The organism is Psychrobacter sp. H26 (assembly GCF_059073035.1).
Window position 1 is genome coordinate 2,536,300 of record NZ_JCACRW010000001.1, and the last position, 15,032, is coordinate 2,551,331.

The 15,032-nt window shown below is 45.4% G+C and carries 12 protein-coding genes; 5 read left to right on the forward strand and 7 right to left on the reverse strand.

Translation table 11 applies throughout. From position 1 onward, the window contains the following. Positions 1 to 41 precede the first annotated feature (41 nt). The 5 genes from AC5JPT_RS10535 to AC5JPT_RS10555 form a co-directional block, all read right to left on the reverse strand. Positions 42 to 806, reverse strand: a complete 765-nt coding sequence (locus AC5JPT_RS10535) for an MOSC domain-containing protein (protein ID WP_493858054.1) — start codon at positions 804 to 806, stop codon at positions 42 to 44. A 213-nt stretch (positions 807 to 1,019) separates the two neighbouring features. Then, positions 1,020 to 1,433 carry a ribosome silencing factor gene (gene rsfS / locus AC5JPT_RS10540; protein WP_443525250.1) on the reverse strand — a complete coding sequence of 138 codons (414 nt, stop codon included), beginning with the start codon at positions 1,431 to 1,433 and terminating at the stop codon, positions 1,020 to 1,022. A 131-nt stretch (positions 1,434 to 1,564) separates the two neighbouring features. Then, on the reverse strand, positions 1,565 to 2,506 hold the full coding sequence (locus AC5JPT_RS10545; protein ID WP_493858055.1) for a nicotinate-nicotinamide nucleotide adenylyltransferase: 942 nt from the start codon (positions 2,504 to 2,506) through the stop codon (positions 1,565 to 1,567). Positions 2,507 to 2,737: 231 nt separating this feature from the next. Next, complete coding sequence (gene pta / locus AC5JPT_RS10550; RefSeq protein ID WP_493858056.1) at positions 2,738 to 4,885, reverse strand: phosphate acetyltransferase; 2,148 nt, start codon at positions 4,883 to 4,885, stop codon at positions 2,738 to 2,740. Positions 4,886 to 4,955: 70 nt separating this feature from the next. Beyond that, complete coding sequence (locus AC5JPT_RS10555; protein WP_493843859.1) at positions 4,956 to 6,188, reverse strand: acetate/propionate family kinase; 1,233 nt, start codon at positions 6,186 to 6,188, stop codon at positions 4,956 to 4,958. 731 nt (positions 6,189 to 6,919) lie between these two features. Here AC5JPT_RS10555 and lptM point away from each other — a divergent pair. The 4 genes from lptM to AC5JPT_RS10575 all read left to right on the forward strand — a co-directional run bounded on the left by lptM (position 6,920) and on the right by AC5JPT_RS10575 (position 10,937). Beyond that, positions 6,920 to 7,231, forward strand: a complete 312-nt coding sequence (lptM, locus tag AC5JPT_RS10560) for an LPS translocon maturation chaperone LptM (protein WP_443525253.1) — start codon at positions 6,920 to 6,922, stop codon at positions 7,229 to 7,231. A 255-nt stretch (positions 7,232 to 7,486) separates the two neighbouring features. Next, entirely contained in the window at positions 7,487 to 8,716 is a 1,230-nt protein-coding gene (gene lysA / locus AC5JPT_RS10565) for a diaminopimelate decarboxylase (protein WP_493858467.1), read from the forward strand. Between the two features lie 218 nt (positions 8,717 to 8,934). Next, entirely contained in the window at positions 8,935 to 9,822 is an 888-nt protein-coding gene (gene dapF, locus AC5JPT_RS10570; RefSeq protein WP_319051200.1) for a diaminopimelate epimerase, read from the forward strand. 83 nt (positions 9,823 to 9,905) lie between these two features. Continuing rightward, positions 9,906 to 10,937, forward strand: a complete 1,032-nt coding sequence (locus AC5JPT_RS10575) for a tyrosine recombinase XerC (RefSeq protein WP_493858057.1) — start codon at positions 9,906 to 9,908, stop codon at positions 10,935 to 10,937. Between the two features lie 52 nt (positions 10,938 to 10,989). On the opposite strand, the gene AC5JPT_RS10580 is transcribed toward AC5JPT_RS10575, so the two are convergent. Beyond that, the gene (locus AC5JPT_RS10580; protein WP_493858058.1) at positions 10,990 to 11,889 is read right to left on the reverse strand and encodes a nitrilase-related carbon-nitrogen hydrolase; all 900 of its coding nucleotides are present in this window, start codon (positions 11,887 to 11,889) and stop codon (positions 10,990 to 10,992) included. Between the two features lie 287 nt (positions 11,890 to 12,176). Between AC5JPT_RS10580 and AC5JPT_RS10585 the strand changes: the two genes are divergently transcribed. Then, the gene (locus tag AC5JPT_RS10585) at positions 12,177 to 13,790 is read left to right on the forward strand and encodes an RNA polymerase factor sigma-54 (RefSeq protein WP_493858059.1); all 1,614 of its coding nucleotides are present in this window, start codon (positions 12,177 to 12,179) and stop codon (positions 13,788 to 13,790) included. A gap of 71 nt (positions 13,791 to 13,861) precedes the next feature. On the opposite strand, the gene AC5JPT_RS10590 is transcribed toward AC5JPT_RS10585, so the two are convergent. Beyond that, on the reverse strand, positions 13,862 to 14,623 hold the full coding sequence (locus AC5JPT_RS10590) for a LemA family protein (RefSeq protein ID WP_493858060.1): 762 nt from the start codon (positions 14,621 to 14,623) through the stop codon (positions 13,862 to 13,864). Between the last annotated feature and the right edge of the window lie 409 nt (positions 14,624 to 15,032).

The window sequence follows — 15,032 nt, forward strand, 5'->3', positions numbered from 1 at the left end:
GCCATCTCTTATAAATAGGAAAGTCATACTAAAGGTTTTCGTTAGGTGATGCTTTTGCGATCCTGTTGGATTTTTTTAGCCAGAACCTTTTTCCAACTCTCCTCCAAACACTTAATTGCCAGCCATGGCTCAATGAACTCAACGTCAAACTTCTCTTTTGAGTTTGCCAGTTGCCAAAGTGTCTCTAGCGTAGCAAACGGATAGGGACGTTCGATCAGATACACAGGCAAATCAGCGTTAATCATACCATTACGTACCACTTGAAAATACCAGCCCGAGATACCTTGCTTGCTAACCCATGCCGCGATATTTGGCACTTTGGTAAATTGTCCAATTTGGTCATTGATTTTGTAGCACGGGCGGCGCGGTTGCACGATACGCAGTTGCACGCTATCTTCACCGTTTATATTGTCTTCACTATACTGCCCGCCATACTGATAAACATCGCCAATACAGACGTTAGACTCATCCATCTCAGGCAAGCCATTAACGGATTCAGTAGTGAGGTTTTCACCAAGTGTCCCGATGCGTACTTTTAGGTCAAACTCTGTATTGATTTTTTCATACGTCGCAGTTGGCAGTTGATGCACCGCTTTTAGCGGGCCACCATGATGTTTGCGATCGGCTTGCTCATCAGTGGTGAGGCCCATGAAGTTGACCGCAACAGGCGCTTTGATGGGTGCTTTATCAATGGCACTCATTTCTTCGCGCGCAAATGGCATAGCTTTACCAGCGCGGACACATACTAAGTTTGCCACATGCAAGGGTAGGTTAATCTTAGGGTTTGAGCTGTGGTCAGCAGACATGAGCAATCCTTAATAAAAGCGTCATAGATAAGACAAAAATTGAGTAAGAAAGGAAAAGATTATCATAGCAAGCTATCGCATTATTAGCCATTTTAATGGGTATTTATCATGACAGATATGCTCAAATATAAGCACAAAAAAAGACCAGAATAATGATTCTGGTCTTTTTGCTCTCATACTTTTAGGATGATGCGATCATTGTAATCAATGACCTTATTTGTTCTTGTTGCGACGACCAGCAGTTTTCTTTTCACGCGGTGTGGCAACCAGCTCAGCCAACTGGTCAGGTGATGACCATAGACCTTCTAAGTCATAGAACTCACGCGCTTGCGGGGTCATGATATGAACGACAACTGCGCCCAAATCGATCAGTGTCCAGTCAGAGTCGATACCGCCTTCACGACCCAGCGGCATAAAGCCTGATTGCTTGGCTTCAGCACCAACGCTATCCGCCATCGCACGGACATGACGTTTTGAGGTACCATCAGCGATGACGATGCGTTCGGTGACGTCGGTCAAGTCTTCTACATTCATTACAGTAATGTTCTTTGCTTTCATATCATCTAGAGCGCTTTGTACTATGGTCAAACATTCTTTTAGGCGTTCTTCAGTCATGGTTTTGGTCATAAACTTTAATCTCTTGAATCGTAAATATTAAAAATAAAGGGGTAAAACGCCAATTTGTCTTATCCGACTGATCACATATTGTCAGTCATGCATAAAAACAGGATAGGAAAAATGACATAGATAAGGCGATTTTAACGGAATTGAGCAGCAGAATATAGCTGATGGGCGATAATATAGTGATAAACAGCAGGATTTAGCCATTTAGCTAATGGATTGAATTCAGTATTGCTAATGATAGCATTTATTGATGCTATAGATGCGATTTGCCTGTCAGCGACGGGTATTTTATTTATTTTTTGTGCCAACTCTTGTAGTTGCTCACGTATTTGTGTGCTAGATACGGCAGTGATGGGCCGCGTATCTATATAAATGCGTCCTTGATTGGCGTTTTTCAAGTCAGAGCTATTTGGATCAGAGCTATTTAAATGAGCGCTGTCTTTCAAGTATTTGGAACTTGAGGTTAATAGTGTCATAGGTGAGTCTGTGATATGGGGCTGCAATGACACTGGCAGTTGCGAGTTGAGAGTAGAGATATCTTGAGCAGTCGTCGTATCTTGTCCAAATGATTGCTTACTGTCAGAAATCCCGTCATTGTTACTATCGTGGCTTGCACGATTGAACACCCATAGATTGACATAGTCAGTGAGTCGTAAACCATCTTTCCATTTGTCCAAGCTATGCGCGCTATCCATACCCATAATAAATATCAAGTTGTCGTTAGGGTATTGCTGCCTGAGTGCGCGCACACTATCAATCGTATAGACAGGTGGCGTTTGCCATAGCTCCAGCTCACTGATTTGTATTGGTGTGTCCTGTGTTGCGAGTCTTAGCATGGCTAAGCGGTGGTTAGGGTCAGTGCTTTGCGTTTTAAATGGTGAGCGTGCATTGGGTAGTAGGTAGACGTGCAAGGCGCGCTGTTTTTGTACGGCGATGGGTAGTAGGTGCTGATAGACAGACATAGCCACTTGTAGATGACCATTATGTACCGGATCAAATGAGCCACCAAGATACGCGCGGATAGCAGGTAGGGGTGAGGTGAGTGTGCTTTGCTGGTTGCTTGTGGTATTAGGCATAGTTATAAAGGGGCAGGCGCTTGTTGTGGTGATAGTACATGAGCTATTAGAGCATGGCAGTCATGAGTAAGTGATAGACCCATTGTAGAGGGCAGGTGAGCATCTGTCACCACTGCTTGTCCCCATAGCAACTGTATATCACCGCATTACCAGTAAAACGACAATAAAAAACCGACCATCATGGCGATAGTCGGCATTATATAAGAGGATAACTAGCAAGACCTATAGCAATTAAATCAAGTCGCTATGTGCTTGGATCGCCGTCAGTGCAATGGTATAGACGATATCATCAACGAGTGCACCGCGAGACAAGTCATTTACCGGTTTATTGAGCCCTTGGAGCATAGGACCGACACTGACGACATTGGCACTGCGCTGTACGGCCTTGTAGGTGGTGTTACCCGTATTGAGATCAGGGAAAATAAAGACATTGGCTTGACCAGCGACAGGCGAGTCAGGTGCTTTTTGTTTACCCACGCTCATGACCGAGGCAGCATCATACTGTAGTGGACCATCGACTTTTAGGTCTGGTGCACGCTCACGGACGATTTGAGTGGCACGGGCGACTTTTTCGACATCCGCGCCAGCGCCTGATGAGCCAGTAGAGTAACTGATCATTGCCACTTTTGGATCGATACCAAATGCGGCAGCTGACTGTGCTGATTGGATAGCAATCTCTGCCAGCTCTTCGGCGTTGGGGTCAGGGTTAATGGCACAGTCACCATAGACCACCACTTGCTCAGGCAACAGCATAAAGAACACAGACGATACTAAAGAGTATTGCGGTGCGGTCTTGATCAACTGAAACGCTGGGCGTACCGTGTTGGCTGTGGTATGAATAGCGCCTGAAACCAAACCATCAACTTCATCCAGTTGCAGCATCATGGTACCAAGATATACCGTGTCTTTTAGATATTCAGCAGCGACATCTTCATTGGTTTTGCCTTTGCGGCGTTCTACTACTGCGCTGATATATTTGCTCATATCGACACTATCAGGATCGATGATTTCTAGCCCTTCTGGCAACGTCAAATCACGGTTTTTGGCAACTTGTTCGACATCGCTACGCTTGGCAAGTAGGACGCAGTTGGCGATACCGCGGCTTTGGCAGATACAGGCCGCCTCAACGGTACGTGGCTCAGACCCTTCGGGCAGTACGATGCGTTTTTTGGCCTGTTGTGATTTTTTGACCAGCTGATGACGGAACGCTGATGGCGAGAGGCGTGGTTCGTGATTACGGCTGAAGTATTCTTTGATCCAGCTCAGATCTAAGTGCGCCGCCACGTAACGAGCCACTTCTTCTGCACGCTCGGTATCGTCGCTTGGAATCTCGGAGCTCATATGCATCAGGCTCTGTACCGTTTCATAACTATCGGTCTCGACACTCATAACAGGGATACCTGTTTTGAGCGCTGACTGCCATAGCTCAGCCACGGTTTTGCCTGGCGTGATACCACCAGTCAGCACCAGTCCTGCAAGTGGAATCCCATTAATACAAGCCAAGCCCGCCGCCAATAATAAGTCATCACGGTCACCAGGGACGACCATCAGTGTGCCACGCTTAAAGACTTCATTGACTCGGGCCACTGAGCGTGCTGTCAAGCTGATACGGTTTATACGACGAGTCTTTGCTTCACCGACATTCAGCCATGTAGCATCCAGCTCTGTCGCGATATCCCACGTACGCGGTACTGACAGTGAGTCACTAAATGGCACCACTCCGATGAGACGGAACGCTTCGGTATTGAACGATGGCGACAAGCGCTGCACTTCTTGCAAAAAGATCGGGTCTAAACTAACAACTGCTTCACCAGGGGCAACCGGTTGGTTATCAAAAGTATTGGGCACGTCTTGTACGCGCATCAAGATCACACCCAGCGTACGGGCATCGATGACACCGCCGAACTCACGGGCATGGACGTCGAGTTTGTCTGCTAAATAGGCAGGTTTACTGATATCTGCCGTACCAACAAAGATGATTTTGGCGTCTAAGGCATGAGCAAGCGCACGGTTGATCTGAGAGGCATAAGACGTCTCAGTGGTAGGTACAAGTCCTTCACAGATGACCACATCATGACCGCTATCCATGGTGTGGTAATTGGCAATTACCTCTTCCATCAAGTCATCTAAATTGTCATCACCTAGCATACGCTCAACGTGCTGACGGCTGATCGATTTGGGCGGTTTTAGACCAAACGCATGCATGGTTAGAGCGTTTGAGCTGTCTAGACTATGTTGCTTATCAAGCGTGTCATCTTGCAAGAATGGCTTCATAAAGCCGGCCTTGATGCCGTTATAATCAAAAGCACGAATCAAACCAAGAGCGGCCGATGTCACGCCAATACCGCGGCTAATGGGAACAAGTAAAATAGTTTGCATAATAAATCCTATGGTTTATTTTATATTTTTATAATGAATGCCAAGTAATCATTGCTCAATACTGCTCAATCTAGCCAAGATTTAGTGCTTGACGGGTCTCTTGAGCGATACGGTACTCTTCATCAGTTGGTACAACCCATAGCTCGACGCTACTATCTTCGGCATGAAAACTGCCTTCTTTACCGCGTATCAAGTTTGCGTTTTTATCAGCATCTATTTTTATACCGAAATGACGCATCACTGCCAAGATTTTGGTACGTGTAATGTCTGAGTTTTCACCGATGCCACCAGTAAAGACAATACCGGTAAATTCAGGTAGCGCACAGCTGAGACTGGCGAGATACTTACCCGCGCGGTAACAGAACATCTCGATAGCAAGCTGTGCGTCTTCATGACCTTCACTGGCTGCTTGTTCGATAGTACGCAAATCATTGGACAGACCTGAGATACCGAGGAGACCACTGTCACTGTTCAACATTTTATCTGTTTCTTCTAGGCTCATACCCAGCTGGCGCTTTAGATGCATGTGCAAGCTTGGGTCGACGTCGCCGCTACGAGTACCCATCATGAGCCCCTCAAGCGGTGTCAGCCCCATGCTGGTATCGAGGCTCTTGCCGTCGTATACAGCAGCAGCAGAACACCCATTGCCTAAGTGCGCCGTTAGCCAGCCATGTGGCCCTGTAGACTCAGTAATTTGGCTGGTGCGTTCTGATACGTAAGCGTGCGACGTCCCATGAAAGCCGTAGCGACGAATTTTGTGCTCTTCGTATAGATACTTTGGTAATGCATAGCGAAACGCGACTGGCGGCATGGTCTGATGAAAGGCGGTATCGAATACGACCACTTGCGGAATATCAGGATAGATAGCTTGAACTGCCTCAATTCCCAGGGCATTGGCAGGGTTGTGTAGGGGTGCCAACGCTTTAAGTCGCTTAACTTCTTCTAATGCATGAGTGTCAACGCGTACCGCTTCTGAGTACTCTCGCCCGCCATGTACCACGCGGTGACCGACAGCGATAAAATGATATTGCTCTAGTAGCTCAAGGATTTTTTGTAGTGCCAGTTTGTGTCGACCACCAGGAATAGATATCTCGAGCTTGTCACCATCTAGGGTAGTGTGTTTGATGCGAGCAGTATCAAGCCCTAAGTTTTCGGCCAGACCTGTGATACGAGTAGAGTTGTCATCACTAATCAACGCGTATTTGATGGAAGACGAGCCGCAGTTCAAAACCAATGTGGGGCTCGTCAGGGTTGATGTTTCAGTGTTCTTGTCATCAAAAGTGGTGGTTAGGTTGTCGCTCATGCTCTATCCTCAGGTTGGTGTTTATTAGGTGGCGCGTCATCATATCGTAAGCGTAATACAACGCGATATAAATAGACGCTTATAGCAATACAGCATTAATATTACTAAATAGTCAGGTCGATATCGTATCGTTTTTATAATAAATACATTAAACAAACATGCTACCGATTTGCATGATACTTATATTAGTTTAGACCAATGATTCTATTTTTTATAAAACAGTCTTAGGCGGCAAATCATCATAGCCACTCATCATAGTGCCAAGGTCGCGCTACAATGTAACATATTTTTGTACCTATACCTCGATGATGGTGTGGCTTAAGAGTGCTGCACAGTAGGCTACCATAACGTTGACATAACTATATTTATGAGTCGTACTTAAGTGCGATAGCCATGAGTACCCAATTGTTTTAGGACAGTATTGTTGGCAGCATAAACAATAAAAGAGCATCAAGTATTGTCAGAAGCATTGTCTAAATTGCGATAAAGCATGTTTTTGCATGGTCATCACCAATCAGTATCGTCAGCAATGTCTGACAATAGTTTCAAAGTAACGCTCAATACACAGCAAATTTATTAGCCATTCATGTTCAGTATACGTACAGCTTTGTGTAATAATGCTATGATTGAAATGATCGCATTGGCAGTTTTTTAGCTGCCTATTTGACTGTCTGTCCATTATGATTTTTTATCGCACTTACACCACTGCACGCTCATAGGTTATACGCTTTATGTCTATTACATCTCGCCCCTCAAACACTGAGCACACCTCATATCTGCTTACCAGTCGCCGTGCCATTGCTACTCTCATTATCGGCAGCGCCGTCATGGTAGGTGTATCAGGCTGCGGACAAAAAGGCGACTTGTATTTAGCTGAGTCCAGTAGCCAAACAGTCGAAGGCAGCTCATCTGTACTCAATAGTACAAGTAACCCACAAGATGCCGCCTTTGCGGGCATCGATGACGATACCTATCAAAAAAACGACTATCTAGATGAGCAGCAATTACTACCTGAACCGAGTACGGACCCCAATGACTATTAGCGTCTGGCTATCAAAGCTTAACGACTGCTGATACCTAATCATTAGGTCGTGCTCGCTACCCAAAATTTATGTTAACCCTGTTACCCTGATTATATTAGAGATGTTTATATGAGTCATTCTGAACTACCTGCTGACTTGACCGACTCTGCAACTGGCGAATCGGTCACTATCCAAACTGAGCAAGGGTTATACATCGACCCCAAAGCCTTGAGTGCTCATTTGCCTGCACTGAGCTATCGCGCTGATGCGCTATATATGGAGCAGGTCAGTGTCGATGAGCTAGCAAAACAATATGGTACGCCATGCTATGTCTACTCAAAGCAGGCGATACTCGACGTCTATCAGGCGTATACGGACAGTTTTGCCAGTCTTGATCATCAGGTATGCTATGCCGTAAAAGCAAACTCTAACCTTGCTGTACTTGGTGTGTTGGCACAGGCAGGTGCTGGGTTTGATATCGTCTCTCGTGGCGAGCTGATGCGTGTACTGGCAGCAGGTGGCGCCGCATCACGCGTTGTGTTTTCGGGTGTTGGCAAAACGTATAGCGATATTGAGTATGCACTGACCCAAGGTATTGGCTGCTTTAACGTCGAGTCTATCAGTGAGTTGACTCTAATCAACGAGGTCGCACAGTCACTTGATAAGCGGGCGCCAATCTCATTGCGTGTGAATCCAAATGTCGATGCCAAAACACACCCCTATATCTCAACCGGCCTCAAAGACAATAAGTTCGGCATCACTCATGAAGACGCACTAGCCGTATATCAGCAAGCGGCAAATCTATCGCATATCGATATCGTTGGTATCGACTGCCATATTGGCTCACAGCTGACAGAAGTGGAGCCGTTTGTCGCGGCATTAGATAAAGTTATTGAGCTGATACATAGCTTGCGCGATAGTGGTATTACGCTACGTCATATTGATCTAGGCGGCGGTCTGGGCGTGCGTTATATTGATGAGACACCAGTATCTATCGATGAATTCGCCGAGGCCTTATTGCCGAAACTTAGCGAGCTTGGATTGACTGTATTCTTTGAGCCGGGTCGTAGTATTGTGGCCAATGCTGGCGTGCTATTGACGCAAGTTGATGTACTTAAGCCAACGGAGCACAAGAACTTTGCGATCGTTGATGCTGCCATGAATGATTTGATTCGTCCTGCTTTATATCAAGCTGAGATGGCCGTGATCCCAAGCACACTCCCAAGCAACGGTATCGATACGGAAGGTACGCAGCCGTGGGATATCGTTGGGGCGATTTGTGAGACAGGTGATTTCTTGGCAAAAGACCGTTTGTTGTCATTAAGCACCAATGATGTCTTGGCCGTGACAGGTGCGGGTGCCTATGGCTTTACAATGAGCAGCAATTATAATTCGCGTCCGCGTGCTAGCGAAGTCATGGTGTCAGGTGATAGCCATCAACTGATCCGTAAGCGCGAAACGGTCGAAGCGTTATATGCTGATGAAATGTTATGGCAGGATAAATAAAACCGCAAAACTGAAACTGTAAAACTGAAACTGTTTTTGAGTAATAAAAAAAACCCACCATGATGATAATGGTGGGTTTTTTATGGCAAACCCTAAGTAACCAAAACAATTTTTAGTCATAACGATAAGTTAGTATTTGAGCGCGGTGATAATTATGATTGTATCTGGCAGCGTGCTAATATAAGCCATACATAAAAATAGGATAGGACATCAAGGATATGCTAATAGAGTTTACTAAAATGCATGGGCTGGGCAATGATTTCATGGTTATCGATTTGGTAACCCAGCGTTTGGAGTTGACTAAGGATTTGGTAGCGTTATTGGGAGATCGCCATTTAGGTATTGGTTTCGATCAATTGCTGGTGGTCGAGCCACCGATGCGCCCTGATGTTGATTTTAGCTACCGTATTTTTAATACTGATGGCACCGAGGTTGAGCAATGCGGCAATGGCGCGCGCTGTTTTGCCCGTTTTGTGCAGGCCCGTAAGCTATCTTTTAAGCAGCGTCTACGTGTGGAGACAGCCAGTGGTATTATTTCTTTGACCACGGATCGGTTTGGCTGGGTAGAGGTGGATATGGGTAAACCTCGGTTTGAACCAAATGAGATTCCTTTTAGTCCGAGAGCCACGACTAAAATTCAAAACACCTATCACCTTGATGTAAATGGCACGCCTGTGCAGCTATACGTTGCCAACATGGGTAACCCGCATGCCGTCATCAAGGTCGATGACGTACTCGATGCTGAAGTTGAAACGTTAGGTAAGGCCATCGAATCTCATCCTGCTTTCCCAGACCGCGTCAATGTAGGATTTATGCAGGTGATGAATCAGCGTCATATTCGTCTGCGTGTATATGAGCGCGGCGTGGGTGAGACTCAAGCTTGCGGTACTGGTGCCTGTGCAGCAGTAGCGGTTGGTATACGCGAAGGCTGGCTCGATGAAGGTGAAGAAGTCCGTGCACAGCTCTATGGTGGCAGCATGATTATCAAATGGCAGCCCGGCTACTCAGTCATGATGACGGGTCCGACTGCCTTTGTTTATGAAGGGGTATTTAGTCCAGATGGGTTAATGGCGCAAGCAGGTATCAAGCCAAACTCTGAAGGCTGATAACGTCTAAAGACTGCTGCCTATCATCAGGAAAATGATATAAATGTCGGGCAAATGATATAAACGGTACAGGTGCTTTTGATATGGTTATGTCCAATAAAGTCAGTCAAGCGATGCAGGCTACACCCTCTATGCCTTGGCTGTCAGATGAGCTGGCAGCCAGTATAGAGTCAGATGCGATATTACGAGAGCTACTGGTCCCTGTGCACCGCTGGCTCAATACCCTATCTATACGTAATCACTCACCGCATACGCTCACGGCTTATTTTGCAGGCTTAAACCAGTTGGCACTATTCTTACGTGGCAAGCGTTTGACATGGACACGCTGTGATAAGCGCCAATTGGCTCAGCATATCAGTCAGCGCCTCGATGAAGACAAACTTGCGCTTGCTAGCGTGCAACAAGAGCTGTCAGCGATTCGGCATTTTTATGGGTGGTTGATAGAAGAGGGCTTAGCACGTATCAATCCAGCCACCGGCTATCAGCTTCAACGTAGCCCTAGACCACTACCGTCTATTGCTGATGTTGATTTATTAACCCAGCTGCTTGATCAAGAAGTTCCCGATATACCAGAGCAGGCGCGCTTATGGCTACGAGATAAAGCGATGTTTGAATTGCTCTATAGTAGTGGTCTACGTGTCGGCGAGTTGGTTGCACTGGATATTGCGGATGTTGACTTGTCTGATTTGCGCGTTCGTGTCACGGGTAAAGGCAATAAGACACGTCTAGTGCCGCTGGGTGCAAAAGCAGCAGAAGCGATTGGACGCTATCTACCACATCGCAATCTATGGGTCGAGCAAATGGATAATGCTTTGTTTATCAGCGAAAAGCTCGGTACTCGGCTATCCACACGTGCTGTACAACAGCGCTTAAAAGTTGCGGCGACACGTGCAGGCATCGCCCAAAACATGTATCCGCATCTATTACGTCATTGTTTTGCTTCACACATGCTGTCAGGCAGTGGCGACTTGCGCGCCGTGCAGGAGATGCTAGGACACAGTGATATTAGTACCACTCAGATCTATACTCATGTTGATTTTGCCAAGCTAACCCAAGTCTATGACCGTGCCCACCCGCGCGCAACCCATGCTCAGAATGAGAGCAATCCTACCTAATAGCAGTCCTATCCACTATCCAATAGCAAACCTAGCGATATAGCAGTTTTGTTTATGCTAAACGATGACAATCAAAGATTGGTAGCTTTTGTCGCCCTTGTATTTGAGCTTGCTTGTCGAGCGAGGCCATGACGACAGCATAGCCTTTATTTGTTTCAGATGCGGTAGAGGAAGTCAGCTCACCACTGTCATGGCTCGTGATGACACTTCCATCAAACGCAGTAATGGCGGTATGTCCCCATGTCTGGCGAGTATTGCCATCTTTGTACCTATGGTCACCGCCTTGTGCGGCACCGATCACCATACATTGACTGTCTAGAGCGCGTGCCTGTAGCAGCAGCGACCAATGCGCTTGCCCAGTCAAATAGGTAAAAGCAGACGGTGCACTCAGTATGTCGGCACCTGCTTGGCGCAAACGCTGCGCCAATGCAGGAAAGCGCAAATCAAAGCACACCATCATGCCCAGCTGATAGACAGAACTGCCTGACTCCAAGGGAGCGACTATCGTCTGAGTGCCTGGCTCAAACGTTGCTGCTTCGTTATAGCTGCCTTGCTTATCAGCGACAGTTGCAGTAAATAAATGTATTTTGTCGTAGCGTGCTACCCGCGTACCGTCCGGTGCAAATAACTGACTGACTTGACGCAATCTACCGTCAGGGACTACAGCACCATCAGGACGATAAGGACAAGGCAATGAGCCTGCAAGTAGGTAAATACCATGAGTGCGAGCATAATCAGCCATCGTCGCTGAAAGCGCGTCAAAACGTTCTGCAGTCGCAAATTGCTGCCCCATACTACAGCAGTTCTCAGGTATAACAACGAGCTCAGCGCCTTGGGACTTAGCATCTATGATGGCAGATTGGATATCTGCTAAATTACTCTCGATACTCTGCTGACTGTTCATTTGGATAGCAGCTATGCTAAATTGAGGGTTGTTTATTGTGTCATTCATAACGGTGTTCTCCGTAACTGCTGAGTTTTAATGGTCGCTCATTGCATTTTATTTATTATAAATATTGGATGCTGTTGAACAGATCATTCATAATTATTGATTGGCTATTGATGCCAAAATGATAAGTTTATATAAAAAATATTTCAGACGTATCTGAGTAGAATATAAATTATCATAGCAAAATTGTGGCAAAAAATGCTATCGTCGTGTCCTAATAAGGTTATGACACAGCCTCGATTGGCACAATAAATATAAAATCACCAAGACTGGAGTTTAATAAGCCGCCCATGAGTATGTCGTTCGGATTGGCGACCACGCTGAGTAACTCACAAAAACTAACGCCGCAAATGCAGCAGGCTATCAAACTGTTGCAGCTCTCTAGTCTTGAACTCGCACAAGAGGTTCAGGCCAAGCTGGATAGTAATCCGCTGCTTGAACGTATTGAAGATGACGAAGAGTACGAGAGTAGCCATGACAATGGGGTAGACGAGTTAAGCGAGCCCCTAACACTTGATAGTTGGAATCAAGGTAGTGACTCATCAAAGACAGGGTCTGAGAGCAATACAGAGTATAGCAGTGACGATGCCACTGATAGCTTAGATAAGTTGCAGCAACCGAGTATCGATGACGGTGCGATGGATAGCGACAGTAGCTTTGATAGAGATAACTATGCCTCTGCCCAAACAGGCTCAGGCAGTAGTAGAAGCGACGAAGACTTTGACAGCTATCAAGGCGGTACCTCCTCTACTATTCAAGATCACGTACGCTGGCAGCTTAACTTTAAGCGCTTATCAGAAGTGGATACGCTGATTGCAGAGTATCTGATGGATTCTATGGATGACATGGGGTTTATTCGGATAGATGTCGATGAGTTATTACAAAGCTTCGATACCATGGCAAACTTCTATCAGTGGGATGAACGGGTCGAACACGATGAAGTCATGGCGGTATTACATATTATCCAGTCTTGCGATCCTATTGGCGTTGGGGCGCGTCACTTAAGTGAATGCTTAGCTATTCAGCTGTCCAAGCTAGATGCGCGCACCGAACATCTTACAGAAGCAAAAGCACTACTCACCGCAGGCGAGCACTTGGTGAGTAATAATATCAAAGCACTTACTGAACTGACGGGACTTGCACCTGAAAAGATCACGCCTGCCATAACTTTGCTACGTACTTTAAATCCTTCACCAGGATTACTATTTCAGATTAGTCAGCCGGACTATACCCAGCAGTCTGATAGTTATGACATTCCAGATGTGCTGGTTACTCCTATAAGAAGCCGTAAAGCGACCACCAACTCTGAAGCGTTAGAAGATGGCTGGCATGTACGCCTAAATCCTGACACGCTACCCAAGCTACGAGTCAACCAAGAATACGCCAATCTAGTCAAACGCGGTGATGACAGTCCTGACAATCAATATCTACGTGAAAACCTGACCGATGCGCGATTATTTATACGCAGTATCGAGGAGCGTAACCAAAACCTGCTAAAAGTAGCGACCAGCATCGTACGCTATCAACAAGAGTTCTTGCAGCATGGTGCAACTGCCATGCAGCCTCTTATCTTAAAGGTTATTGCAGAAGAGGTGGACCTACATGAGTCTACCGTTTCACGCCTTACAACAAGCAAGACCATCTTGACACCGCAAGGGCTGTTTTCGCTAAAGCATTTCTTTTCGTCGCATGTGAGTAGTACCGATGGAGACATTTCATCAACGGCTATCAGTGCTATGATCAAAAAGCTTATCGCCAACGAGGACCCCAAAAAACCACTATCAGACAGTCGACTCAAAGATGAGCTGCTAGCCGACGGTATTGATATTGCCAGAAGAACCGTCGCCAAATATCGCGAGGCAATGAATATAGGTTCGTCTACTCAGCGTAAGCAAAAATATTAAAAAAATCCCCAAAGACTCAGTTAAGCTTATTTAGTTTTCTGAGTCTTACAAGCTAGCCAAGTCATCAAGTCCTATAGCTTTTTGGCTTCTTCCTCGTAAATATTGCGTGCCGCTATCATTCGATCATCGATTTCTTCTAATGTTGATTGTAGCCTCATAAACTCTGCATTAGATTGTAGTTCGGTGTAATGCTGTGAGAGCTCCATCAGTCTAGACAAAGCAATACCCATCTCTGTTTGAGCATTTAGATAAGGTTCTGCTTTTTCCAAGCTTGCAGGTGGTTCTAAGTTAATATCGAAGCGATCTAAAGTTGATTTTTTAGCGGTGACTTGAGTGAAGGTCGACTCATCATTATGAGTATGGTTCCGTATGATTTTGGGAATATTACCTGCTACATCTTGTAAGCGTTGATAATGTACAAATAAAGACCTATATTCGACTTTTCGTTGTTCGTAGAGTGTACGCGCTAAAGCTATCTTCTGTTCTTGAGCGTCTATAGTTGCCAACAAATCTTGAAACACAGCATCAGAACTAAGAGCAGGATATCGATTTGAGATTTCTATAACAGTTGCTAACGAACTACTCAGGTTGGTTTGTGCCTGTTGATATTTTACCAATTCTTGAGTGTCATTAAATGTCTCTACACTCAATTGCAATTTACCTACTTCTGCTCGTGCCTCTTGCAGTTGTTTAAATGCGCTTTGCTCCTCATCATAAGGCTTTTTGACAACAGCTAGTAACTCAGGGACTAACGCCATTCTATTTCGATTTTCGCTTACCATTTCAGACCAAGCAATATTGAGTTTTTCATTTACTTGCTCGATTTCTTTCATAGCAGGTTTCTCATCACTAGTAGACGATTGGTTATCACTGCAGCCAGTCATGGTGAACGAGATTATTAGAGCAGTAAAAATGAGAGCAGGTCGGATAGACGTCATTATCATCATGAATTTAGCTCTTATTTGAATATAAAGTTTTAGGGCAGTAGAAGACGATATAAGTGGTACGCAACCTTTAATAGTAGCGTTAGATTATTTAATTGACCATAGTTTAAAAATAAAATTTTTTGATTATATAGAAACATGATAGAAACAACAGGTATTGTTACACTTAATTACAATTTAATGTCTTGCTACTATCTGATTTTCATGACAAATTAGAGTCATACCAACAACAAAATATAAGTGTCGAAGCATAGTATTTACTTGTAACTAATAAAGGAGACGATAAAAGGATACGTCG

Coding starts and splice junctions, on each gene's coding strand:
- AC5JPT_RS10545 (WP_493858055.1), bottom strand. CDS start 2,506: ATGCCTAATACCACAAGCAACCAGCAAAGCACACTCACCTCACCCCTA.
- lptM (WP_443525253.1), top strand. CDS start 6,920: ATGTCTATTACATCTCGCCCCTCAAACACTGAGCACACCTCATATCTG.
- AC5JPT_RS10575 (WP_493858057.1), top strand. CDS start 9,906: ATGGTTATGTCCAATAAAGTCAGTCAAGCGATGCAGGCTACACCCTCT.
- dapF (WP_319051200.1), top strand. CDS start 8,935: ATGCTAATAGAGTTTACTAAAATGCATGGGCTGGGCAATGATTTCATG.
- AC5JPT_RS10535 (WP_493858054.1), bottom strand. CDS start 806: ATGTCTGCTGACCACAGCTCAAACCCTAAGATTAACCTACCCTTGCAT.
- AC5JPT_RS10585 (WP_493858059.1), top strand. CDS start 12,177: ATGAGTATGTCGTTCGGATTGGCGACCACGCTGAGTAACTCACAAAAA.
- AC5JPT_RS10555 (WP_493843859.1), bottom strand. CDS start 6,188: ATGAGCGACAACCTAACCACCACTTTTGATGACAAGAACACTGAAACA.
- rsfS (WP_443525250.1), bottom strand. CDS start 1,433: ATGACCAAAACCATGACTGAAGAACGCCTAAAAGAATGTTTGACCATA.
- lysA (WP_493858467.1), top strand. CDS start 7,487: ATGGAGCAGGTCAGTGTCGATGAGCTAGCAAAACAATATGGTACGCCA.
- pta (WP_493858056.1), bottom strand. CDS start 4,885: ATGCAAACTATTTTACTTGTTCCCATTAGCCGCGGTATTGGCGTGACA.
- AC5JPT_RS10580 (WP_493858058.1), bottom strand. CDS start 11,889: ATGAATGACACAATAAACAACCCTCAATTTAGCATAGCTGCTATCCAA.
- AC5JPT_RS10590 (WP_493858060.1), bottom strand. CDS start 14,623: ATGAAAGAAATCGAGCAAGTAAATGAAAAACTCAATATTGCTTGGTCT.